Below are 26,214 nucleotides of genomic sequence, written 5' to 3'. Positions count from 1 at the left end.
TGGGCTTTTTTTTTATAACCAAACATAATCGACATGGATAATATCATAATAATTGTTGCGGCGGCTGTTGTAGGGCTGGCAATAGGATTTGCCATAGCCAAGATGATGGAGAAGGGAAAGGCTACCAAAGTGATTTCCAATGCCAAAAAAGAGGCATCGGATATCATAAAAGAGGCACAGAAGGAGGGAGAGAGCATTAAAAAGGATAAGATATTCCAGGCCAAGGAAAAGTTCTTGGAACTAAAGGCCGAGCACGAGAAGGTCATCATTAATAAGGATAAGAAGATTGGTGAGGCGGAGAAGAGGACCAGGGACAAGGAGTCGCAGGTAAGCAGTGAGCTCGCCAAGAACAAAAAATTGAACGAGCGATTGGAGCAGCAGATCAAGGAGGTTGACTATAAAAGTGAAATCCTTGAGAAGAAACAATCCGAAGTTGAAAAATTGCACAAAAGCCAAGTGCAACAATTGGAGGTGATTTCTGGGCTTTCCGCTGAGGATGCCAAGAGCCAATTGTTGGAATCCTTGAAGGAAACCGCAAAGTCGGATGCCATGGCCTATCTGCAAACTACGTTGGAAGAGGCCAAGCTTACTGCCCAACAAGAGGCCAAGAAAATTGTGATCAATACTATCCAAAGAATAGGTACTGAGGAGGCTGTGGAGAACTGCGTTTCCGTCTTCAATTTGGAGTCCGATGACGTCAAAGGACGCATCATTGGACGTGAGGGTAGAAATATCAGGGCTTTGGAAGCGGCCACGGGAGTGGAAATCATTGTGGATGATACGCCAGAGGCCATTATCCTATCCTGTTTTGATTCGGTACGGAGAGAGGTTGCCCGTCTGTCCCTCCACCGTTTGGTGACCGATGGACGAATCCATCCGGCACGTATTGAAGAGGTCGTTAAAAAGACCGAGAAGCAAATCAATGAAGAGATTGCCGAAATAGGAAAGCGTACCGTCATAGATTTGGGTATCCATGGTCTACACCCTGAATTGATCAAGGCGGTTGGACGTATGAAATATCGGTCCTCCTATGGCCAGAACCTGTTGCAGCACTCTAGGGAAGTGGCCAAGCTTTGTGGGGTAATGGCAGCCGAATTGGGACTTAACCCAAAAATTGCCAAGCGCGCCGGGCTACTGCACGATATTGGAAAAGTGCCTTTGGCCGAAGCGGAAGTGGAAACACCCCACGCTATCTTGGGAATGCAATGGGCCCAGAAGTATGGTGAAAAGAAAGAAGTGTGCAACGCGATTGGAGCTCACCACGATGAGATTGAAATGACTACTTTGATATCACCCATTGTTCAGGTCTGTGATGCCATTAGTGGAGCCCGCCCGGGAGCCCGTAGACAAGTTTTGGACTCCTATATTCAACGTTTGAAGGACTTGGAGGACATTGCCTTTGGATTCAATGGGGTGCAAAAAGCCTATGCCATTCAAGCTGGTAGGGAGCTTCGTGTAATCGTGGAAAGCGAAAAGGTAAACGATGACAAGGCAGCTGAACTTTCCTTTGAAATTTCACAAAAGATACAGACGGATATGACCTATCCAGGTCAGGTAAAGGTGACTGTGATTCGTGAGACCCGTTCGGTGAACGTGGCTAAATAAGGCTTACTTTTGGTAAACGCCGCTTTCCAATAGCAATACGCCTTTCTGGAAGTGTTCCAAAAGGTTGGTAAGCTTTGGTTTGGTGGATTCCCCCATCAGAACATTCAAGCCCAGAGTTGGAGGTCCATATGCCTTGATTCGGGCTAAAAGAGAGGTGAAGAATTCAATACCAGCTTCGGTTTGGTCTGTTTTTGATTTTAAAGTGAAGCCCAGTTCTGCCATTATTTTCGCCATTTCTTCACCTTTGAAGAGAAAACTTAATCCTTCATGGGCCGCCCAGGGCATGGGGTACGTGACAAGGTCACCGTTTTTTCTGAAAATATCATAATACAAAAAGTGTCCACTGGGGCGTAACACCCTGTACGCTTCGCTGTAAAATTTCTGTTTGTCCGGAATGTTCATCTGTACATGTTGGGTCCAGACCACATCAAAGGAGTTGTCTTCAAAAGGAAGTTCTGTGGCGCTGCCTTGTACAAAATGGGTCTTTTGGGAAAGCCCTACCAATTTGGACAGGGCATTGGCCGTATTGACAAACTCCGTGCTCAAATCAATCCCTGTGGAATGGCAGTCATATTCGTCCGCAAGCAGCCTGCAAGGACCTCCAAGACCGCTGCCCATATCCAATACCTTCAGACCTTTCAGGGGAAGGGTGGATGCCAATTCCTTGGAGACTGCAGCACCACGCACATGGAACTCGTCCACTCCGGCAATGTCGCTGCGCTGTACGTGATTTAGGTCCACGCCTTTCTCTTTCAATCTGTTTAAAATCTCCCCATAAAGATTTTCCTTGAGATAATGGGCCTCAATGCTTTGGTTCAATGCATCCATATCTTGGTATTAACGGGTTTAATCCCAATGAATGGGATTAGTAGGGGGAATCTTGAGATTCTTACAAGACTTTGGCAGAATCCTTTAGGGAGACTGAATACGTTTAAAGAAGGAGTTGGCGGCTTATTCTTCCTCGGATGAATTTTCCTCTTCTTCCGCTTCCCTGTTCAATTTGTTCTCTAGAATGTTCAGCTTTTTAAGTTTCTCCTTCCAAGTTTGGAGGGCGTCTTTCTGCTTGTTCAGGTTATCGACTACCTGTTTCACCAACGGATTGTCTTCTGAATCTCCTGAGAAAAACTGAAGATTGTTCTCCAATTGTCGTATTTCGGATTTGCTTTCGTCAATTTTACGTCTAATAAAGACCCGTTCATTGCCAATGGCCCGGTTATCCTCGGTTTTGGCCAGTTCCTGTACCTTATTGCCATACTTGAGCAGTTCGGTCTGCTGTTTTCCTATGCCCAATTTATTGAAAAGGGCATCCGTGATCTTGTTGAACTTACCGTTAATGTGTTTTTTGTTGTAGGGGATACGCCCATACTCCTTCCACTCGGCCAGAAATTTTTTCAGGGTCTCCAAATCCTTTTCACGGTCCCCACTCAATTGAAAATCCCGAAGGCGGTCCAAGCAGGCCATTTTCTTGTCAAGGTTTTCATACTCCTCTTTATGGCTCTCGTTCTTTTCGGCGTGCAAGCGATTAAAATAATGGTTGCAGGCATTTTTGAACTCGTTCCAGATTTTGTCGGAATACTTTCTGGGCACATGGCCAATCTTTTTCCATTCACTCTGGATACGCTTCATTTCTGGGGTTGCCGCACTCCAGTCATCACTGTCTTTCAATGAAGTGGCCAGTTCCAATAAAGCTCTTTTCTTTTCCAGATTTTGGTGTTGCTCCTTTTTTTGATTTTTGTAGAACGCGTTCTTGTTCCTGTTGAACTTCCGTACAGCTTCCTTAAAGGCGTTCCAAGTTTCTTCATTGACCCTTTGGGGAACTTTTCCAGCTTTAAAAAAGGAGTCCCTGAGAGCTTCTACCTCTTTGATCTGTTGCTGAAGCGCTCTATGGTTTTCGGTTACATTTTCTGCAATACTGGCGATTTTACCAATGATTTCCTGTTTCTTTTCAAGGTTTTTTTCATAGACCTTTTCCAGTTCTTGAAAATGTTCTTGCCTACGCTGGTGCATGGCCTTGGTAGCGTTGCTGAAACGCTCCCAGACTTCTTCTCGCTGTTCCTTGGCCACAGGGCCTATATCTTCTTTCCAGATTTTGTGAAGCGTCTGTAGTTCCCTAAAGGCCTTGGTCAGGTCGGGTTCATTGACCAATCCTTCGGCACGTTCCACCAATTTGAGTTTTTCCTCCAAATTGTGTTTAAAATCCAAGTCGCGCAACTCACGGTTCAAGTGCAGGAAATCATAGAAGATTTCCATATGGTGGTGGTAGGTGCGCCAAACATCATTATAACTGGTCCGTGGTACCGGACCGGCATTTTTCCAGTTTTCCTGAAGGTCTTTAAAGTTTTTGTAAGTGGTATTGATGTCCTCTTCAACATCAATGAGTCCTTTCAGTTGTTCAATGATGTCCAAGCGCTTTTGGAGGTTGTCCTTAAGGGTCTGCTCCAATTGCTTGTAATAGTGGTCCCGTTTTTCACGATAGTCCGAATACACCTCATTGAATTGCCTTTTGGCCACGGAGTTGTATTTAAAATCCACTTCGTTTCCTCCTTTGGAAACAAACTCCTCCTTTTTGTGTTCCAAAAACTCCTGGAATTTTTGGTCAAACTCGTATTTAATGGAACTTACATGTTTGCCAATGGCTTGTATCTTTTCATTCCGCACCAATCGCTGGAGTTCACCTACCAGGTTTTCCATGGACATGGAGTGGTAATCCAACATGGGGATAAAATGCCTTTTTTCATTGTCGGAATCCTCGGCATCTTCGGCATTGTCGGCATCAATCTCATCGATTGCCTCATTGGAATCCTCGGAATCGGGCGGGGTATTATCTTCGGACTTGGTATCCTCGGTTTGCTCGGCAGCACTTTCATCTGAAGTGTTCGAAGCCTCCTGGCTGACTACTTTTTCAGCTTCTGCATCTCCGGTCTCCTCCGGGCTGTCTTTGGGGGTTGTGTTCTCTATTTGTTCAGGAACGGCATTGTCGGATGGTTTTGGTTCAGAAATGGGGCTTTCTTCCAAGGTTTTTTTTGTAGTGTCCGATATGTTCTCTGCGCCACCTTCAGCTTGCTGAAGTTTATGTTCATTTTCCTGCATTAGTAGTCTCTTTACCGTTGGATTGATGATAATTATAGCCAATTTAGCAACTTAATTGTCTAATAGCAAAAGTATTGATTCTTCTTTTGCACAACTTTTTTGTTGTATCGATTGCCCTGAACGGTATGTTTTTCGCTTTTTTTAGGGGGTATTCCAGATTTCCCATGCTTTTTCCGCCTGATATTGCAACATCTTCAACCCATTGCAGATGGCAGCCCCATTGGCCTCTCCAAGGGCCAAAAAAGTGGTTTTTTCGGGATTGTAGATAAGGTCGTACAGCAAATGGTCATTTCCAATCAACTGATACGGCAAGTCGGGTTTGTTCTCCACATTGGGGTGGGTGCCCAGCGGAGTACAGTTAATGATCAGGGTGTATTCCCCAAGGATGTTCCCATCCAATTCGCCATAGGAGAGCTGCCCCTCTTTTTTGGTTCTTGAGACAAAAGTGTTGGTTATGCCCAGTTCATCCAATACGTAACGCACAGCTTTGGAGGCTCCCCCAGTCCCAAGAATAAGGGCTTTGGTATGGTGGGGCTTTAAAAAGGGCTCCAATGATTTTTTAAAACCATGCGCATCGGTGTTGAAACCTTTTAGGCCCTGCTTGGTGAATTTAATGGTGTTCACGGCACCTATTTTTTCGGCTTGGGCATCCATTTCATCCAAATAGGGGATGACCTCTTCTTTGTAGGGGATGGTCACGTTGAGCCCTTTGAGCTGGTTTTGGGACAGGACTTGCTCCAGTTCGGTGATTTCCTGAAGGTCAAAGTTTTCATAACTGTGGTCGTTCAACCCCAAGTCCTTGAATTTTTGGGTAAAATATCCTTGGGAAAAGGAGTATGAAATGTTTTTACCGAGTAGTCCGTACCTGTTTTCTTTCTTTTCTGCTTTTTCCATACCAGTCCAAGAGCAATAATACCAAAATTCCCAAAATCACAAAAAGTATGGCCCACCATGTTTCCGGAAGGCCCAAATTGGGAAGATAGCGTTCGTAATTGAGGATTATCTTGTCGCCATTTGAATCCAATAATGGATTTCCCATGGCATTCATTTTGTACATGGTACGTTTCCAAGGCCACAATACCCCTAAAGAACCGGTAATAAACCCTAAGATGGCTGCCGTTGTGGAGGCTTTATAGTGTTTGAGGACATAACTGAGCAAATGGGAAAAAGTGACCAGTCCGGTTGCCGAACCCAAGGTGAATATGCCCAATATTTTTAGGGTCTGCATTCGTTCCGCGTTGTTCAAAAAACCAAAATCCCCTGCGAAAATGTCGGAGAAGGTATCGTAGAGTGCGTTTACGGAATCGACCAATAGCAGGACATAATTCCCTAGAAGAATCAATATAAAAGACCCAGAAAGTCCGGGGAGGGTCATTCCCGAAACACTGATGATTCCACAGAAAAAGATAAAAAACAGGTTATCGTTCTCCGTGGCCGGATTTAAAAAACTGATTGAAATTCCAATCAACAGGCCTACAATTCCCACGGGAATGGTCCTTTGGTTCCAATCCTCATAATCTTTGCCAATGTAGTAGATGGAGCCCAATATCATCCCAAAAAAGGTGGCCCAAACGAAAAGTTCGTTGTGTTCCAAGAAATAATCCAAGATTCGGGAAACACTGAAATAACTCACCAACATCCCAAAAATGAGGAGCATTAAAAACTGGGCATTGGTGTATTGGTAAAAACTCTTGAACCGACCATTGAAAAGCAATTTAACGGCCTTTGAGTTGAGTTTTTGGAGTGAATAGATGAATTCCTCATAAAATCCGCCCACAAAGGCCACAATGCCGCCTGAAACCCCTGGCACCTTATTGGCCGCCCCCATGCAGAGACCTTTGATGACCAAAAAGAAATTATCCAGAAATGTTCTAGGTTGATGCATTTGCCCAATTCGATTTGTCTATTTTTTGGAAGCTACCCTTTCCAGGATAAAAATAAGGGAAAAACCGATTATGGCTAGGATTATGGCAAGGATTAACTGATTGTCCCCTTCAAAGGCGGAGGGCCAGACATTGATATCGTCCACAACAATGGTCTTATCGCCAAAGGTCTTGGTTTCCAACACTTTTTTCCACGGCCAGATTTTGTTCAACGAACCCAATATGAAACCGGTCAATAAGGCCAGCGTCAGGTTTTTATAATGGCTGAACATCCATTTGAGCAAACGGGCGAAGCTTAACAATCCCAAAATGGCACCTAGTCCCACGGTCAGGATTATCTTTATGTCGCGTTCATGAACAGCGTCCAAGATGGTTTTGTACGACCCCAGCAGTACCAAAATAAAGGCTCCTGAAATTCCGGGTAAGATCATGGCGCAGATGGCCAATGCTCCTGACATGAAAAGATAGGGTAAGCTGTCGATGTTCTCGCTGGCGGGAAGTTCCGTGATGAAATAGGCCAAGGCAGTGCCAAAAATCAAAATTACCACCGTACCCAAAGTCCATCGTGTTATTTCCTTCCCAACAAAAAAGATACTGGCCAGGACCAGTCCAAAGAAAAATGACCAGAGTAGAACAGGTTTGTTGTCCAGCAGCCAACTTAGGAATTTTGCCAGAGAGAGCACACTAATAAAAATTCCGAGAAAAAGTGAAAGCAGGAAATTGCCATTGATTTTGTTCCAAGCGGACTTTATGCCCTCTTTGCGCACTACCTGAATCAATGATGGATTTATGGTATTGATGGACGAAATAAGCTCTTCATAAATACCGGAGATAAATGCGATGGTGCCTCCCGAGACCCCGGGCACAACATCTGCGGCCCCCATGGCCATTCCTTTAAGGGTAATAATGATATAGTCGGCTAATCGTCGTACTTGCATGGATTTGGGATGTGATTTTTAGGTTAGGTAGAGGTCTTCTTGATTTTGGATACAAAGGCCTTTACCCATTTGATTTCACTGAACTCAGGAAATTCTTCATCAAACAGTTGCAGTTTGTCCATATCCAATTGGATACCCTCTGCCAATTTTTTCTTGGCCTCCGCCATTTCCCCATTTTTCAGGTAGAGCCCGGCCAATTTGTAGGTGAGTTCTGGATTTTCCGGGTAAAACTCCAGTCCTTGGAGGGCTACCTGGATGGAAGAATTCAAATCCCCGATCCTCTTGAGCGTTTCAGCCCAGTTTCTCCAAGTGCTCAACTCATAGTTCCCTAGATCTACGGTTTGTTTGTAGGCAAAATCAGCTTCGTCATAATTTTCCATGGCGAAATAGATCTTTGCAGCCTTCTTCCAATACAGGGTGTTTTCCCCGTCAATATTTATGGCTTTGTTGATGTAGTACAATGCTTTCTCATAATCCTTCAAACTAAAATGGAAGTCGGTAATGGCCAACCATCCTTTGTCCAATAAGGGGTCTTCATGCACGGTATTGTAGTAGTAATATTTGGCCAAATCCGTATTGCCCAATTTTTCATGGCATTTTCCCAATCGCAGGAAAGCGTGGGAGGTAGGGTCCTCTATGGTGATGGTGGTCTCATAGTTTTCAATGGCCTCATTGTAACGCCCCAATTTTTCGAGCACTTTCCCTTTTTCAAAATAAGCGCCAATGAAGGAATCATCGGAGATGACCGCAAAATCAAAAGCGGTCAACGCCTCTGGGTACATCTCCATGGCATAGTACATTTTGCCCAATTGGTGCCAAGCGACCTCACAGTAGGGATTTCGCTCCAAATAATCGTTTAAATAGTGGATGGCCCCATCAAAATCCTCCAAAAACTCAAAGCAGTACACCACGTTGTAGAGCGATGAATAGTCGCGGTCATCATACTCCACACATTTCATAAAGCTTCGTTTGGCCTTCTCGTAATCGTCCATGAACAGGTATTCCATGCCCAACAGGGAATGGATATCAAAGCTGTCATCTGTAAGATGGAGGGCTTCCAAAAGCAGGTTTACGGCTTCTTGATGGTTATCTTGCTTGGATTGCAGGTTGGCACGCTGTATATAGATTTCCTCATTGTAGGCATCCAGGTTTTGGATTTCGTCCAACAACTTTTCAGCGGCCTCATATTTGTCTTCAAAAGCAAGTACTTCTACCTGTAACAACTTCAATTCAAGGGAATTTGGATGTTGCTCCAACCCAATTTGGATGGCCTTTTTGCCCAAGGAAATTTTACCGTTGTTGAGGTAGTGGTGAATAATCTCTTCAAAGTCCTCTGCATCAAAAAAGTAGACATCATCTGTCCGAAGCATGGACTCGAATTTGCTAATGGATTTGTCAGGATGTTCGTTAGAATCTAACGCCATAGGAACTTGTTTGGTTTGACTATGGACTTAAAATTAACCGTTTGCATAGGTGAATTGGTCCAACTTTGGGGTATGTTATCAACAAATTAGTTAACAGTGGCCGGTTTATAGCGGTTTAAAATGTCGAGAATTTGGTCGCAACCTTTCTCAATTTCTTTCATTGAAATGGTCAATGGGGGCGATATCCGAACCGCTTTTGGCTCAAAGAGCAACCAAAAAAGAATCAATCCTTCCTTGGCGGCGGTCAGGATCAAATGATCAACGATTTCCTTGTTTTGCAATAGCAAGGCGAGCATTAATCCTTTGCCCCGTATTTCTTCAATCAAAGGATGTACCAAAAGCTTTCGGAACCGTTTTTCTTTTTCAAGGGTGTCTTCAATAAGCTGTGATCCAGTGATTTCCTGTAAAGTAGCCAAACTGGCAGCGGCTATGACGGGATTTCCGCCAAAAGTGGTAATGTGTCCCAGTTTGGGATGGTCTTGAAGGGTGGACATCATTTGGTGGGAGGCCACAAAGGCGCCAACGGGCAATCCCGATGCCATTCCTTTTCCGATTACCAAAATATCAGGGATGCAATTAAAATGCTCAAAGGCGAAGAGCTTTCCGGTACGCCCAAATCCAGGTTGTATTTCATCCAAGATCAAGAGGGTTCCTACCTCGTTACAACGCTCCCGGACTTTTTGCAGATATCCATTTTGGGGGAGAATAAAGCCGGCACCTCCCTGAATGGTCTCTAAAACCACAGCAGCGGTCTTGTCCGTGATTTTTTCCAAATCTTCAATAGCATTGAAGTTGATGAACCGAATATCGGGCAGCAGGGGTCTAAATGCACTTTTACGCTCCTCAAAGCCCATGATGCTCAAACTTCCCATGGTATTGCCATGATATGCCCTGTGAGCTGCAATGATTTGGGTTCGCCCCGTATATCTTCGGGCCAATTTTAGGGCACCTTCCATGGCTTCGGTTCCAGAGTTGACCAAATAAGTGGTCTCCAAATCCTTGGGAAGGTGTGCTGCCAGTAGTTTAGTGAACTCCACAGCAGGCTGCTGAACGTATTCGCCATAGACCATGACATGCATGTAGCGGTCTACTTGGTCTTTTATGGCCTTCACCACTTTTGGGTGACAATGACCCAATCCGCAAGCGGACACACCGGCTACAAAATCCAGATGGGCATTGCCGTCCGTATCATAGATGTAGCTGCCCTTGGCATGGGAAATTTCCAAGCCCAAGGGGTGTGGGGAAGTCTGCGCCTGATATGTAAAAAAGTCCGCTTTTGACATTAGGGGGTCTGCACTTTCTGGACCTGTGTCTTTTTAGGTTTTGTGGCTTTGGAATTGATGTTGTTGACGGGGTCGTTTTCATTCTTGCTCCGCTCCTCTTCCTCGGCATCAATATCAATGGGGTTTTCAATGCCCCGAATCTTTACCAGTTCGATGTTGTTGTCATCTTCATCAAAAATTTCATCCTTGGACCGGATGCGTTCATCACCACGCCAGATGAAGCCTTTTAATTTTCTACTTTCAACAGGTAAATCCTTTTCGGGGAAAATATCGCCATCGGGGTTTACAAAAAAGGTAATGTCCTCAATGTCGTTATTGGCCATGAGCAAGCGTATTTTACTGCAAATGGTCTTATCAATACCAACGAGTTCCTCGTCATCGTTGTACACGTAATAAATGACCTCGGTGTTTTTGACCAAGTCTATGATCTTAAGTTCATTTTCAATGAACTTTCCAAAAAGGTCCTTTCCCTTGGCCTGGTTGTAGCCTGTTCCGCTGATGGTGTCCAACGAGATGATAAATGCATTTTCCAACACTTTGAGGGAATCCAGTTTTTCCGTTTCCAGGTCCGAAATCAGATGAATACTGTCTCCTGTAATTTGATTGTCCACGTTCCAAAGTATGGGATTGGTGATCAATTGGGTGATACCGGTTTTTTCACTGAAGTGGATGGAATCGCATTTTCCACTCAAATCGGTTTTGTAAAATTTGGCATTGCGGAAGGCGCGCACGATCCGTTCATCGGTTTTGCCCGTGGCCATGAGGGTATCCCCATGCATGTACAGTGAATCGTTTTGGACCAAGCTGATGGAAACGGCCCTTTTGGTGGCAAAAACAGAATCCTTGGCTTTGAACACTTCGGCATAGTGTGCCTTTATGACCCCATCGTTGATTGTGTCCGTGATTTTGATGTTGTTGGTGGCCGAGGCATACTCCGTGGCCTTATCAAAATAAAGACTATCCCCTCTGATGATTTTATTGTCGTAATCAATTCGGGTGTTTTTTATCCCATAACCCTGCTCCACCTTGGTATCGTAAAAACCGCGCTCACAGTAAATTTTGTAATCTTCCCCCGTAATGGTGGAGGGGCCGTACATGTATACGTTTTTGGAAATCCTGTAGTAATCCAATTGCTCCGAGTCGATGATGTACTCAGGATTGTCTATATGGACCTTGTTCTTGAACTGGACTTTTTTCAGTTCGGTAAAGTAGGTGCCAATTTTGCTGGTAAGCACATTGACCGAGTCCACTACCTTTCCCCCTGAATTGTAGTAGGAAATCTGTTTTTCCCGATCAAAATAGAGGGTGTCCGTGGTCAGGGTCATTTTGCCATCGGAAAGGTCTACGTTCTCCCATGCCTTGGCCAAACTGGTATTGCCGTTCCAGTCCAATCTTGCACTGTTCATTTCAATGGAATCGCCCTGTTGCAGCCGAACATTGCCCACTGCCCTCAGTCTGTTCTCTTTGGAATAGAAGATGGCGATATCGCACCATAAATCGGCTCCTTGGTGTTCAAACTGTACCTGGCGCTCATCATCCTTGCTAAAAATGGACGCTCCTGGATATTCAGCCTCATTCTTGGTGAAGTTGGCCCCATATACAATATTGATTTGCCTACCTTGGGTCTGTGGTGCTTCCTCCTGAGCCGTCGCTATACAAAAGGAAAGGACCAAAATGAAAAAAGAAATCCTTTTCAAATCCGCAGAATTTTGTCCAAAAGTATGACTTTTAAAGCAAGTTGCCCATGGACTTTAGAAAGCTTTGGGATTTGGACAAAGGATTGTCTTGATTTTGCTATCCATTCATGTAGGCAGAATACATCCAGACCAGCTTTTCCTGTTCCCGGATATAATCGCTCATCAAGGCATTGGTGCCCTCATCGTTGGAGTCGCCGGACATTTCCAAAAGTTCCCTTTCCAAGGGTAGAAGCACCTCGTATCCGCTTAAAATTTGGCTTACCGCTTCTTTACCGTCGGATACGTTTTTGGCAGTTTTGATGGTGGATAGCTCGGAATAATCGGAAAAGGTATGGAGCGGGGTAAATCCAAGGGTCAGGATTCTTTCCGCAATCTCATCGATTTTTAGGAGGGAATCATTGTAAAGTTCCTCAAATTTCAAGTGCAGTTCAAAAAACTTTTCCCCTTTGATGTTCCAGTGGAACCCTCTTGCATTCATATAGAAAATCTGGTAGTTCGCCAGAAGTTCGTTCAGTTTTTCGGACAATGCGTTTGAAGCTTTTTTATCGAGACCAATTTGATTCAGGTTTGACATAATATTTTCTTTTACGTGTTACGATTTTGATGTTTTATTACTGATGCGAATTTACGGGAAATAGGTTTTCCGGGAAGTGACTTAAGTCACAAAGAAACCCTGAACGGCCTTCGAAAACAGTAGTTTCATTTGGCGTGTTCAGGGTTGTTTTAACCTTTCCTTAAAAGTTTATCTGTGTATGGTCTGAAGTCTATCAGGACCTACGGAAACAATTTTAATGGGAACCCCAAGGTGTTCTTCCAAAAATGAGATATAGTCATTTAGGGAAGCAGGGAGTTCTTCTGCTTTGGTCATTTGGGTAAGATCTTTGGCCCAACCTTTTAGTTCCTCATAAATGGGGGTCACGTTCTTCTCCTCAATGTTGTAGGGCAAATGATTGATTTTTTCGCCATTGTAGTCGTATGCAGTACAGACCTTGATGGTTTTAAAGCCGCTGAGTACATCTGCCTTCATCATCATCAATTCAGTAACCCCATTGATTTGTACGGCGTATTTCAATGCCACCAAATCCAGCCATCCACAACGTCTTGGTCTTCCTGTGGTGGCGCCAAATTCGTTGCCTACCCGACCCATGGTCTCGCCATCGGCATCAAAAAGTTCTGTAGGGAAAGGTCCGCTACCCACACGTGTGGTATAGGCTTTAAAAATACCCAATACCCTTTCAATCTTGTTAGGGGCTACCCCTAAACCGGTACAGGCTCCTGCGGCCGTGGTGTTGGATGAAGTCACGAAAGGGTAGGTACCAAAGTCGATGTCCAATAAGGAGCCTTGTGCGCCTTCGGCCAATATTTTTTTGCCTTCGGCCTGAGCCTTGAAAATATATTCCTCGCTGTCTATAAAAGTCAGTGTTTTCAACCTTTCCACACCTTCACAGAATTCGGCTTCCAGTTCGGCCAAATTGTACTCTATTTCCACGTTGTAGAAGTTGATCATGGCCTCGTGCTTGTCCGCCAAGGCACGGTATTTGGTTTTCCAGTCCTCAAATTCCAGATCGCCCACTCGCATTCCGTTACGCCCGGTCTTGTCCATATACGTAGGGCCAATACCCTTAAGGGTAGATCCGATCTTGGCCTTTCCCTTGGAGGCTTCCGAAGCGGCATCCAATAAACGGTGGGTGGGTAGGATCAGGTGTGCTTTTCTGGATATCAATAGCTTGGATACAATATCAATGTTGAATTGATCCAGATTTTCCAGTTCCTTTTTAAAGATCACGGGGTCTATGACCACTCCGTTGCCCACAATATTGATGGCATTTTTGTGAAAAATCCCGGAAGGGATGGTGTGCAATACGTGTTTAATACCATCGAACTCCAAGGTGTGGCCGGCGTTTGGCCCCCCTTGAAAACGGGCTATGATATCGTATTCCTTGGTCAGTACATCAACAATTTTTCCTTTTCCTTCGTCTCCCCATTGGAGTCCAAGCAATAAATCTACCATGAAATGTGTCGGTTATTCTGTTAGGTTTTCTTCTTTGTTTCGGGTGCCGTAGAAATATAATGAGTGATTGCTGATCTTGATGTCGAAAACCTCCTCAATGGTTTTCTTTATGGATTGAATGCGAGGGTCGCAGAATTCAACCACCTCACCGGTATCGGTCAAGATCACATGGTCGTGCTGGCGATCAAAATAGGATTTCTCGTATTGCGCCTGACTTTTTCCAAATTGGTGCTTGCGTACCAGTTTGCATTCCATCAGCAATTCTATGGTATTGTAGAGCGTGGCCCGGCTTACCCGGTAGTTTTTGGTTTTCATCTTGATGTAGAGGGATTCCACGTCAAAGTGGTCATCACTCTCATAGATTTCCTGTAGGATAGCGTAGCGTTCCGGTGTTTTGCGGTGTCCTTTTTCCTCAAGGAAGGCAGTGAACACGTTTTTTACGATTTCCTGATTTTTATTGTTCCCCATGGCTTTCTCTACCTATGCTAATGCACAAAGGTACAGCTAAAAATTAAATTCTGGTCACTTTATCTATTCCCTCGACCCGCTTAAGATTATCCATCAACTTTTTTAGGATGTTGTTGTTTTTCACTACCAAGGTGATCTTTCCGGTAAAAGTGCCGCCGTCCGCATTAAAGTTGAGGCTGCGCATGTTCACGTGCATATTGTCCGAGATGATTCGGGTAATGTCGTTGACCAATCCCAGATTGTCGATCCCGGTCAATTTTATGTCCACTGAAAACTCTTCTTGTGTGGAATCTATCCATTTGGCCGACATGATTCGATAGGCGTAGTTGGATTGTAATGAAATGGCGTTGGGACAATTCTTCTTGTGCACCTTAATGCCATCGTTTACGCTTACAAAACCAAAAACATCGTCACCCGGAATGGGATTACAGCACTGCGAGAGCTTATAGTTCAGCTTTTCCTCTTCCTTGCCAAATACGAGCATGTCATATTTGATGGTGATTTCATCCTTGTCAACATCCTTGGGGGCAGGACTCCTTCGGATTTTGTTTTTGAAGAAATTAAGGAAGGCGTTATGATAGGATGAGGCGAAATCCTTTAGCTTATCATTGTCTATGACCCCGATACCCACCCGATAGAAAAGGTCCAGACTTGTCTTTAACTTAAAATAGGTGACCAACTTGTTGATGGCATCCTCATTCAAGGTTATTTTTTGTGACTTTAACTTTCTGCGCAGGATTTCCTTTCCTTCGGCGGCAACAGCTTTCTTTTCCTCACTTAAAGAGGATTTGATCTTGGAACGTGCCCTTGCCGTTTGGGTATAGTCCAACCAAGTCTGTGAGGGTTTGGCACTTTCCGAGGTGATGATCTCCACTTGGTCCCCACTCTTGAGCTGGGTGCCTAGGGGTACCAGCTTTCCATTAACTCGGGCCCCACGGGTTTTCATGCCTATTTCGGTATGGATGTGGAAGGCAAAGTCCAAGGCGGTGGCTCCTTTGGGCATGGATTTCAAGTCCCCTTTGGGGGTAAACACAAAAATTTCCTTGGAATACAGGTTGAGTTTGAACTCTTCCACAAAGTCCACGGCATTGCCATTGGCACTTTCCAAAGCTTCCTGTAAGCGGTTGAGCCATCCCTCAATCCCCTGTTCTTTTTGGTCCCCGTGTTTGTATTTAAAGTGTGCGGCATAACCTTTTTCGGCTATTTCATGCATCCGTTCACTGCGTATCTGTACCTCAACCCATCGGCCTTTTGGGCCCATTACGGTGATGTGTAATGCCTCATATCCCGTGGATTTTGGTGAGGTGATCCAGTCCCTGAGTCGAACGGGGTTGGGGGTGAAGTGATCTGTGACAATGGAATAGATTTTCCATGCCAGAAATTTTTCATTCTTGCGATCGGATTTATAGATGATCCGTATGGCAAACTTGTCGTACACCTCGTCAAAGGAGACATTTTGGGCCTTCATCTTTCTTCGGATGGAGAAAATGGATTTCATCCGCCCTTTGATGTAATAATTGAGGCCCTCCTTGTCCAACGAGTTTCGGATGACGTTGGAAAAATCCTCGATATAGGCCATTTGGTCCTCTTCAGAATCCTCGATTTTTGCCTGAATATCCTTGTATACTTCGGGTTCCGTATACTTCAAGGCGAGGTCTTCCAAGTGAGTCTTGATGTTGTACAGACCAATCCTGTGAGCCAATGGGGCATAGATATACAGGGTTTCCGAAGCAATTTTTACTTGCTTGTGCTCGGGCATGGAATCCATGGTGAGCATGTTGTGGTACCGATCGGCAATCTTGATGATGATTACCCGGACATCGTCATGCAGGGTCAATAGCATTTTTCGGAAATTCTCCGCTTGCTGACTAATGTCCATATCCTTTTTGAGGTGGGCTATCTTGGTAAGTCCATCCACGATACGGGCCACGGTTTCGCCGAACATACGCTCAATATCCGCTAAGGTATAGGGAGTGTCCTCAACTACATCGTGAAGTAGGGCAGAGGCAATGGAAACGGCATCCAGGCCTATTTTGGAGGCCACGATCTTGGCCACGGCTATGGGATGGAAAATATAGGCCTCACCAGATTTTCGACGTTGTTCTTTATGGGCGTCCACGGCCACGTCAAAGGCGGAGCGTATCAGTTTTTTATCCTCATCGGACAAGGTCTGATAGCTGATGCGAAGCAATTCTTTGTATTGCTTGGCAATCTCTTTGTTTTCTTTTTCAATGGCTGCCTCCGTCATAGTATATTAAAGTTAGCACAATCTTTACAGCTAAACAACAAAAACTATGCCTTTAAGTTCCTGATGCGCTCTACCAATGGGGGGTGGGAATAGTGGACAAAAACGTATGCAGGATGCGGGGTGAGATTGCTCAAACTGTTCTTCGAAAGCTTTTTTAACGAGGTCACCAACGGAGTGGCCGCAAAGGTCATTTTGGCATAGTCATCCGCCTGGAACTCAAATTTTCGTGACAGATAGTTCATGGCAAGTCCCGTGATTTCTGAAATGGGGCTGTACAATAAAGCAAAGCCAATAAGTCCCGCGTGAAAACTTGGAATGGATACCCCTATGGCCCTTGAAATTTCTGGATGGTTGATGAACACCGATAGGATGTAGAGGGTAAGGCCCATAGAGCCCAAAGAGGCCAAAAGGTTGAATATGATATGCTTTCTTTTGTAATGGCCTACTTCGTGGGCCAATACGGCCACGATTTCCTCTTCATCGAGGTCATTGATCAAGGTATCGAACAGTGTAATGCGTTTTTCCTTGCCCAATCCGGAAAAATAGGCATTCGCTTTGGTGGATCGTTTGGAGCCATCGATCACAAAGATATTTTTGAGTTCGAAGCCCACTTTTTGGGCATACGCTTCAATGGCATTCTTTAAGTTGCCATCTTCAAGGGGGGTCTGTTTGTTGAACAAGGGCACAATGAGCCGGCTATAGAACAGGTTAATGAAAAGAATGACGGTTCCGATGAGCAACCATGCATAAAGCCAAAAATTTGGACCGGTCCATTGGTAAAAGAGCATGAACAATGAAAGTATTCCACCACCAAAAATAAGAGCAAGAATACCGCCTTTTAGCTTGTCCAAAAAGAACAGTGTTTTTGTGGTCTTGTTAAAACCGTAGGTTTCCTCGATCACAAAGGTTTTGTAGTATGAGAATGGTAGCCCTATAATCGTGCTGCCCAACATGATGAAACCAAAAAACAGCAATGCCATGGGAATGGGGCTCTCAGCAAAGGAACGCGTTAATTGGTCTACCCATTCAAATCCCCCAAACCATAAAAAGGCCAAGGTAAGGACAAGGGAAAATCCATCCGAAAGCAATCCAAAACGGTAATTAGCCTTTTTGTATTCCTGAGACCGTTGGTATTCCGCCTCGTCAAAAACATCGGAAAGCTCCGGAGGTACCTTGGATTTGAATCGTTTGGCATTTAGATACTCCAGTAGCAAATGCACCAAATACTGGATGACCAAAATCGCAAGGATCACATAAAAGAGTAGATTTTTCTCCATAGCTTAAAATCCACGTTGCCGCTTGGCTTCAAATATAAGTATTGCCGCCGATACGGAAACATTCATGGAGTCGATTTCACCCTGCATTGGAATGATTACATTTTGGTTGGAGTTTTGCAGCCAATCTTCTGTTAGGCCTGTAGCCTCGGTGCCCACAACAATGGCCGTAGCGGGTTTAAAGTTACATTCCACATAGTTTTTGGAGGCCGATAAGGCAGCGCAATAGATGGTTACATGGTTCGCTTTAAGGAAGTTAATGATCTCTTCAGTAGATCCCATTCCAATGGTATTGGTAAAGACACAGCCCACACTGGAACGGATAATGTTGGGGTTGTATAGGTCAGATTTTGGATTGGCAATCAGCACGGCATCCAGGGCGGCTGCATCGGCTGTTCGCAACAAAGCTCCTACATTACCTGGTTTTTCGGGGGCTTCGGCCACAAGAATCAAAGGGGATTTGTTTTTGAATTGAATCCCATCCAAGGCATGGGACTTACTTTTCGCAATGGCCAGAATTCCTTCCGTGGTTTCCCGGTAGGCGATTTTTTCGTAGACCTGTTGGGTAAGTTGGACCAATTCGGTTTGCGGATTCCCTAAAAAAGAATCGATGCCTGTTTCAGCAAAGACTTCAGTACAGAAAAACACCGTTTCCAACACATACCCCCCTTTTTGGGCCAGTTCCATCTCGCGCCTGCCTTCCACGACAAAACGGCCGGTTTTCTTCCGTTCCCGGGCTTTTTCTTTAAGGAGCAGTGTTTTTTTTACCAAAGGATTTTGGAGACTGCTGATCAATTTCGCTTCCATCACAGTCCAAAAATAGAGATTCCTGTAATTAATAAAAGGGGTTTTCGACCAATCGTGAAATTTAATGATCATGAAAAAAATAACCATCCTAGCCCTAGTTCTGATTCTAGGGGCATGCAAACCCAATGTCAAACAAGAAGCTACCCAAAATTCTGTCCAGGAAAAAGCTACCGAACAATCTTCCCGATACCCTGATGCTATGATGCAGGTTTTTGAGGCCCATGGTGGATTGGAACTGTGGAAGCAACAAAGAACCTTATCTTTTGTTATCCCCCATCCTGATAACCCTGAAACCCATACGGTGGACCTTTGGTCCAGAAGGGACCGGGTAGATTCCAAAGGCGTCTCCATGGGGTTTGATGGTACCGAAATATGGTTATTGGACCCGGAATCAACCTATAAGGGGGATGCGGCGTTCTACCATAACCTGATGTTCTACTTCTATGCCATGCCATTCGTTTTGGCAGATGATGGTATAGTGTATGGCGAAACTGACGCGTTGAGGTTTGAAGGGAAAGAATATCCCGGTGTAAGGGTTGCTTACGAATCTGGAGTAGGGGTTTCATCCAAGGATGAATACTACATCCATTTTGACCCGGACACCCATCAAATGACATGGTTGGGGTATACGGTCACTTATCGTACAGGGGAGAAATCGGATAATGTAAAATGGATTCGGTATGATGATTGGCAGACCGTGAACGGATTGGTACTGCCCAAATCCATTACGTGGTACAATTACGAGGGAAGCACTATTCTTGACCCCAAAAGCACAGTGGTTTTTACTGATGTGGTCTTGAGTGCAACGCCCAAACCCAAAGAATTTTATGCCAGACCTGAAGGGGCTGTATCTGTAGAAGCCAAAACGAACTGATTACTATTGGAGATTTGTTAAAAGGGGAGCGGCGTTCATTTGAACGCCGCTCTTTTTTTATTTTCCTTCGCTATCGTATTTGCCCATGTACCGTTTCCAAAGTTCGGTTTGGTGGGTTTCCAACGAAATGTCCCTGCCATCGATAAAGGCTTTGGTAAGCTGATTGGTGCGCATATCCAAAGCATCTCCTTCGGAGATGAATAAAGTGGCGCTTTTGCCTACTTCCAAGGTACCGTAATCGGCATCGATGCCTAAAATCTTTGCAGTGTTCCCTGTAAGTAGTTGAAGAGCCTTTTCTTTATCCAAGCCCTGCCCGGCCACCTGTCCGGCATAAAAGGGAAGGTTTCGGGTCTGGAAGTTGGACATGGATTCGTTCTGCAGACCGACCAATAGACCGGCGTCTACCAACAATTTGGGTAATTTATACGGGAAATCGTAATCGTCATCATCAAATTGGGGTAGGGCATGGGGTTCACTGACCAATACCGGGATGTTGTTTTGCTTTAAAAAGTCGGTAATCTTATGGGCCCGGTATCCACCTACCACAACCATATGTTGTATGCCAGCTTTTTTGGCACTGGTAACGGCATCCATGATTTCTTTTTCCCCATTGGCGTGGATGTACAAGCGTTGTGAGCCGTTAAAAAGACCTTGCATGGCCGCAAAGGAGAGGTTGAGTTCTTGGGATGTTCCTGCTCCATACGCTTTGGCATTTTGTATGAAAGTGAGCACCTCGTCAACCTGTTCCTGATAGTTTTTATTGGGCATAAAAGCATTGGGCTCTCCCAACCAGGAGCTTCCTTTTCTGAACAGGGAAGGCCAGTTCAAATGGATGCCATCATCCCATTTTACCGCAGCATCTTCCCAGTTCCAGGCATCGAACTGTACAATGGTGGAGGTCCCGGAGATTCTACCGCCTTTAGGGGTTATCTGTGCCAAAAGCACTCCATTGGGTCGCATGCTTTCTACTACTTTCGACTCTGCATTATACGCAACAATACTGCGTATGTTGGGAATCATTTCCCCAAGTTCATCCTGATCGTTACTGGCGCGCACTGCATCCACTTCCACAAGGCCCAAAGATTTGGACGGAGCTATAAAACCGGGATATACATGCTTTCCTTGGGCATTGATCATGGTGCCAATGGTCGGTGCCATAAGATCCGCTCCTACGGCCGTTATCTTACCATCATTAAAAATGATGGTGCAATTTTCTATCACTTCCCCATTACCAATATGGGCCGTGGCACCAAAAATGGCAACTTGTTCGGTCTGTGGGGCAGCAGGGGTTTGTTGTGCTTGTAGTAAAACCCCAAAAACGAGACATATGATGGTTATTATTTGTTTCATGATTTGTGTATTAAAGGGTTTCACATTCAAATCGTTCTTTCTTGTTCTGGACCGGGGTCTGTGTCTTTTCCCCCTTTTCCTTTTCGTTTAGCATCATATTAATGAGCTGGTTTCTTTCCTGTTGTACAGATTGGCGCATGGCCTTGTCCTTCTCCAGGTCGAAATACACGGTGCCTTCGATCAAGGTTTTCTCGGCTTTGGCATACACGGATAGGGGGTGGTCGCTCCAAAGCACCAAATCGGCGTCTTTTCCTTCCTCAATACTTCCGACCCTATCATCCAAATGCAACAGTTTTGCAGGATTCAAGGTCACGGTCTTCCAAGCCTCAAGCTCGGACATGCCTCCATATTTCACCGTTTTTCCAGCTTCTTGGTTCAACCTTCGGGACATTTCAGCATCATCACTGTTGATGGCCACGGTAACTCCTTGGCTGGCCATGATGGCGGCATTGTAAGGGATGGCGTCGTTCACTTCAAACTTATAGGCCCACCAATCACTGAAAGTGGAACCTCCTACACCGTGTTCGGCCATTTTATCGGCTACTTTGTAGCCTTCCAAAATGTGGGTAAAGGTGTTCATTCGGAAACCGAATTTCTCCGCAACCTTCATCATCATATTGATCTCACTCTGTACATAGGAGTGGCAGCTGATAAAGCGTTCGCTGTTCAAAATTTCGGCAAGTACCTCCATTTCCTCATCATGTCGAACGGGTTGTCCGCTTTTCTTCTTGGCATCGTATTCCTTGGCACGTTGGAAGTAATCCGTATAGACCTGTTCCACCCCCATCCGTGTTTGTGGAAAGCGGGAGTAACTACCCCAGTTGGACTGTTTTACGTTTTCACCCAAGGCAAATTTTATGAACTTGGGAGAGCCCGGGAATACCAACCCATCTGCATTTTCACCCCATTTTAATCGGAGAATGGCAGAACGCCCTCCAATGGGATTGGCGGAACCGTGCAACAATTGAATGGTAGTGACCCCACCAGCCAAGTTTCTGTAGATGTCCATGTCTTTTGGGTCAATGGCATCCTTCATCCGGACTTCAGCGGAAGAATTGTGTCCCGCTTCATTGATGGACAAGGCCGCTATGTGCGAATGTTCATCAATGATTCCGGCTGTGAGGTGTTTGCCTGTGGCATCCACGGTGGTGGCACCTCCGGCACGCAAATCTTTGCCCACCTTGGCAATCTTTCCATTTTTTACGAGGACGTCGGTGTTCTCCAAAATGCTATTGCCGGTCCAAACAGTGGCATTTTTAAAAAGGATGCTTTCTTGCTGGGGTTTTGTTTTGTACCCGTAGCTCACATTGGGATAGGTGACCGCCATAAGCTGTTGCTTTTTGTCATCCGAGGTTTTGGCAGTCTCCTTGAATGGACCTGTCTTGGTCAGGGTGGCCGTGGTTTCAGTTCCGTTGGGGAGGACCATTTTTCCTGAAATGTCATCAGAACCTGATGCAACCTTACCTGCAAAACGATAGGATTCGGTCCCGTTTTCGGAAAAAGAGACGTTCAACCAATCTGTGGTGTATTCCAATTTGGAAGAGACTTTTTCTGTACCTTTTTTCAACTCCACTTTGGGTTTGTTCGCTTCCCCGGTAATGGAAACGGTATAGGTCTGTCCATTGGCGGCAAGGGTATATTCCCCACGGACATCTTTCTGGTCTTTCGATTGGATGACATTCTTGTTCCCTTGGACCCAGTTTTCGTAGAGTGTGGTCCCTTCATCAAAAATGTCTCCTGAGGTAATCAAAAAGTTGGCTTGACTCCCGGATTGTAGGGATCCTATTTCGGACGATTTTCCCAAAATGGATGCCGGTACCGTAGTCAATGCCTCCAAAGCCTTGGTTTTTGAAAGGCCGTAGGTGATGGCTTTCATCAACTTGGATTTAAGGTCCGATGGTGACTTCAACTCATGTAAGGTAAATGAAAATTGGACCCCATTGTCTTCCAAAACCTTTGGGTTGGAGGGGGCCAAGTTCCAATGACGCATATCTTTCAAGGCTACATATTGGGCTTCGTAAGGGTTGGAAACATCATAGGCATCTGGGAAATTCAAGGGAACGATCAATCGGGCATTGGTGGCCTTTACGTCCGCTATGCGTTCATATTCATCACCTCCGGCCAAAATGGTGTATTGGATTCCGAACAAGTCCCCAATCTTATCCGCACGGAGAATATTGCCATTGCCCCCAGCAGCAAAGATCTGACTTAAGCCTTTGTTTTCTTCCAAAGCTTCCAAGGAACGGTCTGTGGTTTCAATATTTCCTTTGTTGTACCAATCCAAGTCATAATATAACTGTCGCATCAAGGCCGTGGCCCCCATGATGGAGGTAGGGTAGGACTGTCTTGAAGTGACACTTTTATCGAATGAAAAATACTGGGCCGATTTATCGGAGAGGATTCTTTGTGCCTCGCTGCCTGCATCGTTCAGGGCTACCAAAACACCTGTACCGCGGGCTATGCCATCTTGCATATGTGAGTTGACCACCCCAAAACCGGCCTTACGGAGTTCTTCAGCCTTTTTCTTGTCATAGGTAAAACTGCCAATGGCACTATTTTCTGGCATAATGTGGTCGTTCCAATAAAACCCTTCGCGGTTTGGATTGTACTGTGAAGACCTGCCACTACCATCGGCGTTTTCGGGCTTGCCCATACCATAATCCGAGAATACATCGATAAAAGAGGGATAGATGAACTTTCCCTGAAGATCTTCAACAATGGCATTTTTGGGAATGGTTACGGATTTGCCCACCTGCACCACCTTGCCATCTTGGATGAGCAGGGTGCCGTTTTGGATGATCTGGGTTGGGCTTACGTAAATCTTGGCATTGGTAAATGCCGTGTAGTTGTTGTTCTTTGCCTTGACACCATCATTTTTTGGAAAATAATCTTGTGCCATTAAAAAAGCACCACCCAACAAAAAGGTCAGTGCCAAGAGTTTCATTTTCATATTTATGTCAATTGAATTAGTCGGTTTAAAGGTAAAGGAAGTGGAGGTATTGCACAACCCTAGGGCAAAGTCTCTTTTTTGAAGTGAAAATTGATCATAAGTCCCACTACCGAATTGTAACTATGGATGCCCTCTTTTTGATTGTTGATTTTTAAAAAGGTGCTGAAGATAGACTTAAACATGGGTTCCAGCGGGTTTTGGTACTGTTCCCAGAAATCCCTGAGTTCTTGAAAATTCTTTTTTACCCCGGGATGCAATGTGGCAATGATCTGTTTGGAAGTTTCTTCATCTTTTCGGGACAGGTCGGATAGGCAATATCCCAAGGCATTGTGGTAAGCGGCATATTTAAAATAGGGGTCGTTGTTTTGTACCGTGACCAAATACCCGATGAAGTTGGTAGCATCTTCCGCGGAGTACCCTAGTTGATGTCCCACCTCATGTCCGCTTACTGTGGGCATACGGAACAAAGGGGTAATGCCGTTCACTTGTGCCTCATTGGTAAAGGGGTTCAAATATCCACCATACCCCATATAGGTGAGTGGAATACTGAAAAGCGAGGATTTTAGGCTTGGGTTTCTATATTCAAGGTCCGGATAGTCATTTTTCAATATGGCGTAGCCCTCTTCGGTTTTTTTGAAAATCTTTTTTCGGGAATAGGGTATCTGTACCGGTTCAATACTGTCCCCAGTGATCTGTTGTTGATATGCATTGGTTTTCTCGGCAAGGTATTGGGTGAACTGGGTCAGTTCTTTGAGGGTGTACTCCCGTTCCATGCCCAATTTCCAAGTAATGGGTTGCCGATAATAGTTCATTCCCCAAAGCAAATGAAAGGCAAAATAGGTGATGGAAAGTACCACGGCAATGTCTTTTAGAAAATTGAGAGGTCTGCCCTTGATGGATTTCCAATGTTTATACAAATACCAAATGGCAAGAATGCCAAGGGTAAAATAGAACAAGTCTCCCACGGAAAACGGAATCCATCCCAAGAGCAATCTCAAAAATTTGGATACGGGCGGATACAATCCATTGCTGTAATAGGTCTCAACAAAATCAGGGTAGGCCGCCATCCATTTTACCAATACAATTTGGATAGGAAGCGCTATGGCTATGATGGTTTTGACCTTGTCTTTCATCTATGATTGAACGCATAAAAAAAGCCGCACGGAAAAGTACGGCTTTTTATGTTTTTAATGGGTGGTCTATTGCGAGATTGCGGTGATCTCCACATCAAAGATAAGATCGGAATTTGGTGGAATGGGACCACCACCTTGGGCACCAAGACCTAAGTGAGGAGGCATAAAGATGCGAACTTTGTCCCCCACTTTCATGGTAAGAAGTCCTTCCCTGAACCCTGGGAACAATCTAGCCTGAGTACTGTATTCCATGGAAACCGGGGCATATCCGCCATGATCCCTTCTGCCTGGGCTCAATTGATTGAATTTTTCGGCGACTTCTTGGATATTGGTGTCGAACAGGTCTCCATTGGCCAAGTATCCTGCATAGTTCACCATCACCTGTTGCCCTTCTTTGGGTTGTTCCCCCTCTCCTTCGGTTACGGTATAGATGATAAGGCCTGTGGGAGTTTCCTCTCCTGCTTCTTTTTGTTGGGCAAATTCGGCAATCAGTTCTTCCTTCATTTTCTGGAAGGTGGCCTCTGCAACTTTCTCCTCTTCAAAATAGTCGCCCATGATCTTGACAGCATCGAAATTTTTGGCTTCTTTTCCTTTGCGGACAATTTCCACCTTTTTCATGACCACAGGAACCATGGGTCTGTCCCTTGGGTCGGTTTGTACATTGGCAATGGAATCCACCACATCCATACCACTTACCACTTCGCCAAAGACGGTGTGCTTGTCATTGAGCCAAGGAGTGGCCTTGTGAGTGATGAAAAATTGGCTTCCGTTGGTTTTGGGACCCGAATTGGCCATGGAAAGCATCCCTTTTTTGGAATGTCTTAATGAATCGTTGAACTCATCCTTGAATTTATACCCTGGGTTTCCACGTCCTGTGCCGGAAGGGTCGCCGCCTTGGATCATAAAATCCTTGATGATCCTGTGGAATATAAGCCCATCAAAATATTTCTTCTCTTTCAAGCTATCCGAAACAAAAGGACTGTTGCCTTCGGCCAAGGATACAAAATTGGCCACGGTGACCGGGGTCTTTTGGTACTCCAGTTTTACAATGATATCGCCTTGGCTGGTTTGGATGTCAGCATAGATGCCATCCCCCAAATCAGCAAATTTGCTGGATTTGCACCCGACAAAAGCGAGGGAAAACAAAGCGATGAATACTAAGGTATGCTTCATGGTATG

General features: G+C 45.0%; 20 protein-coding genes. 2 read left to right on the top strand and 18 right to left on the bottom strand.

The window, feature by feature from the left end:
* Positions 1-33 precede the first annotated feature (33 nt).
* Positions 34-1,605, top strand: a complete 1,572-nt coding sequence (gene rny, locus DN53_RS02890; RefSeq protein ID WP_129652908.1) for a ribonuclease Y — start codon at positions 34-36, stop codon at positions 1,603-1,605.
* Between the two features lie 3 nt (positions 1,606-1,608).
* Here the strand turns inward: rny and DN53_RS02885 are convergent, their stop codons facing one another.
* From DN53_RS02885 to DN53_RS02820, 14 genes are all read right to left on the bottom strand, one after another.
* Positions 1,609-2,433 carry a class I SAM-dependent methyltransferase gene (locus DN53_RS02885; RefSeq protein ID WP_129652907.1) on the bottom strand — a complete coding sequence of 275 codons (825 nt, stop codon included), beginning with the start codon at positions 2,431-2,433 and terminating at the stop codon, positions 1,609-1,611.
* A 123-nt stretch (positions 2,434-2,556) separates the two neighbouring features.
* Positions 2,557-4,695, bottom strand: a complete 2,139-nt coding sequence (locus tag DN53_RS02880) for a DUF349 domain-containing protein (RefSeq protein WP_129652906.1) — start codon at positions 4,693-4,695, stop codon at positions 2,557-2,559.
* Positions 4,696-4,836: 141 nt separating this feature from the next.
* Positions 4,837-5,589, bottom strand: coding sequence for a shikimate dehydrogenase family protein (locus DN53_RS02875; protein WP_129652905.1), 753 nt, complete (start codon positions 5,587-5,589; stop codon positions 4,837-4,839).
* Positions 5,543-6,580, bottom strand: a complete 1,038-nt coding sequence (locus tag DN53_RS02870; RefSeq protein WP_129652904.1) for a DUF368 domain-containing protein — start codon at positions 6,578-6,580, stop codon at positions 5,543-5,545. The genes DN53_RS02875 and DN53_RS02870 overlap by 47 nt, the downstream gene beginning before the upstream one ends.
* Before the next feature lie 18 nt (positions 6,581-6,598).
* The gene (locus tag DN53_RS02865; protein ID WP_129652903.1) at positions 6,599-7,516 is read right to left on the bottom strand and encodes a polyprenyl-phosphate transporter; all 918 of its coding nucleotides are present in this window, start codon (positions 7,514-7,516) and stop codon (positions 6,599-6,601) included.
* A gap of 23 nt (positions 7,517-7,539) precedes the next feature.
* Positions 7,540-8,940 (bottom strand): tetratricopeptide repeat protein, encoded by a 1,401-nt coding sequence (locus DN53_RS02860; protein WP_129652902.1) that lies wholly within the window; start codon positions 8,938-8,940, stop codon positions 7,540-7,542.
* 86 nt (positions 8,941-9,026) lie between these two features.
* Positions 9,027-10,223 carry an aspartate aminotransferase family protein gene (locus tag DN53_RS02855; protein WP_129652901.1) on the bottom strand — a complete coding sequence of 399 codons (1,197 nt, stop codon included), beginning with the start codon at positions 10,221-10,223 and terminating at the stop codon, positions 9,027-9,029.
* Positions 10,223-11,920 (bottom strand): OstA-like protein, encoded by a 1,698-nt coding sequence (locus tag DN53_RS02850; protein WP_129652900.1) that lies wholly within the window; start codon positions 11,918-11,920, stop codon positions 10,223-10,225. Before DN53_RS02850 ends, DN53_RS02855 begins: the two co-directional genes overlap by 1 nt.
* A gap of 97 nt (positions 11,921-12,017) precedes the next feature.
* A complete protein-coding gene (locus DN53_RS02845) occupies positions 12,018-12,494 on the bottom strand; it encodes a Dps family protein (RefSeq protein ID WP_129652899.1) in 477 nt (158 codons plus the stop codon).
* Between the two features lie 168 nt (positions 12,495-12,662).
* Positions 12,663-13,931, bottom strand: coding sequence for an adenylosuccinate synthase (locus DN53_RS02840; protein ID WP_129652898.1), 1,269 nt, complete (start codon positions 13,929-13,931; stop codon positions 12,663-12,665).
* Positions 13,932-13,943: 12 nt separating this feature from the next.
* Positions 13,944-14,399 carry a Fur family transcriptional regulator gene (locus DN53_RS02835; RefSeq protein WP_129652897.1) on the bottom strand — a complete coding sequence of 152 codons (456 nt, stop codon included), beginning with the start codon at positions 14,397-14,399 and terminating at the stop codon, positions 13,944-13,946.
* Between the two features lie 43 nt (positions 14,400-14,442).
* The gene (locus DN53_RS02830) at positions 14,443-16,647 is read right to left on the bottom strand and encodes a RelA/SpoT family protein (RefSeq protein WP_129652896.1); all 2,205 of its coding nucleotides are present in this window, start codon (positions 16,645-16,647) and stop codon (positions 14,443-14,445) included.
* Positions 16,648-16,691: 44 nt separating this feature from the next.
* The gene (locus tag DN53_RS02825) at positions 16,692-17,924 is read right to left on the bottom strand and encodes a M48 family metallopeptidase (protein WP_129652895.1); all 1,233 of its coding nucleotides are present in this window, start codon (positions 17,922-17,924) and stop codon (positions 16,692-16,694) included.
* Positions 17,925-17,927: 3 nt separating this feature from the next.
* On the bottom strand, positions 17,928-18,728 hold the full coding sequence (locus DN53_RS02820; RefSeq protein ID WP_129652894.1) for a TrmH family RNA methyltransferase: 801 nt from the start codon (positions 18,726-18,728) through the stop codon (positions 17,928-17,930).
* 70 nt (positions 18,729-18,798) lie between these two features.
* On the opposite strand from DN53_RS02820, the gene DN53_RS02815 reads away from it, so the two are divergent.
* Positions 18,799-19,602: a DUF6503 family protein gene (locus tag DN53_RS02815; RefSeq protein ID WP_129652893.1), complete on the top strand. Its 804-nt coding sequence runs from the start codon at positions 18,799-18,801 to the stop codon at positions 19,600-19,602.
* Between the two features lie 57 nt (positions 19,603-19,659).
* Here DN53_RS02815 and DN53_RS02810 read toward each other — a convergent pair whose 3' ends face one another.
* The 4 genes from DN53_RS02810 to DN53_RS02795 form a co-directional block, all read right to left on the bottom strand.
* On the bottom strand, positions 19,660-20,952 hold the full coding sequence (locus DN53_RS02810) for an amidohydrolase family protein (RefSeq protein ID WP_129652892.1): 1,293 nt from the start codon (positions 20,950-20,952) through the stop codon (positions 19,660-19,662).
* A gap of 10 nt (positions 20,953-20,962) precedes the next feature.
* On the bottom strand, positions 20,963-23,902 hold the full coding sequence (locus tag DN53_RS02805; protein WP_129652891.1) for an amidohydrolase family protein: 2,940 nt from the start codon (positions 23,900-23,902) through the stop codon (positions 20,963-20,965).
* Positions 23,903-23,961: 59 nt separating this feature from the next.
* Positions 23,962-25,035, bottom strand: a complete 1,074-nt coding sequence (locus tag DN53_RS02800; RefSeq protein ID WP_129652890.1) for a DUF3810 domain-containing protein — start codon at positions 25,033-25,035, stop codon at positions 23,962-23,964.
* 66 nt (positions 25,036-25,101) lie between these two features.
* The gene (locus tag DN53_RS02795; protein ID WP_129652889.1) at positions 25,102-26,208 is read right to left on the bottom strand and encodes a peptidylprolyl isomerase; all 1,107 of its coding nucleotides are present in this window, start codon (positions 26,206-26,208) and stop codon (positions 25,102-25,104) included.
* Positions 26,209-26,214: the final 6 nt, after the last annotated feature.

Origin of the sequence: Flagellimonas olearia, assembly GCF_004150225.1 — a bacterium.
GTDB lineage: Bacteria > Bacteroidota > Bacteroidia > Flavobacteriales > Flavobacteriaceae > Flagellimonas > Flagellimonas olearia.
This window is presented reverse-complemented; position numbering and strand designations above follow the sequence as displayed.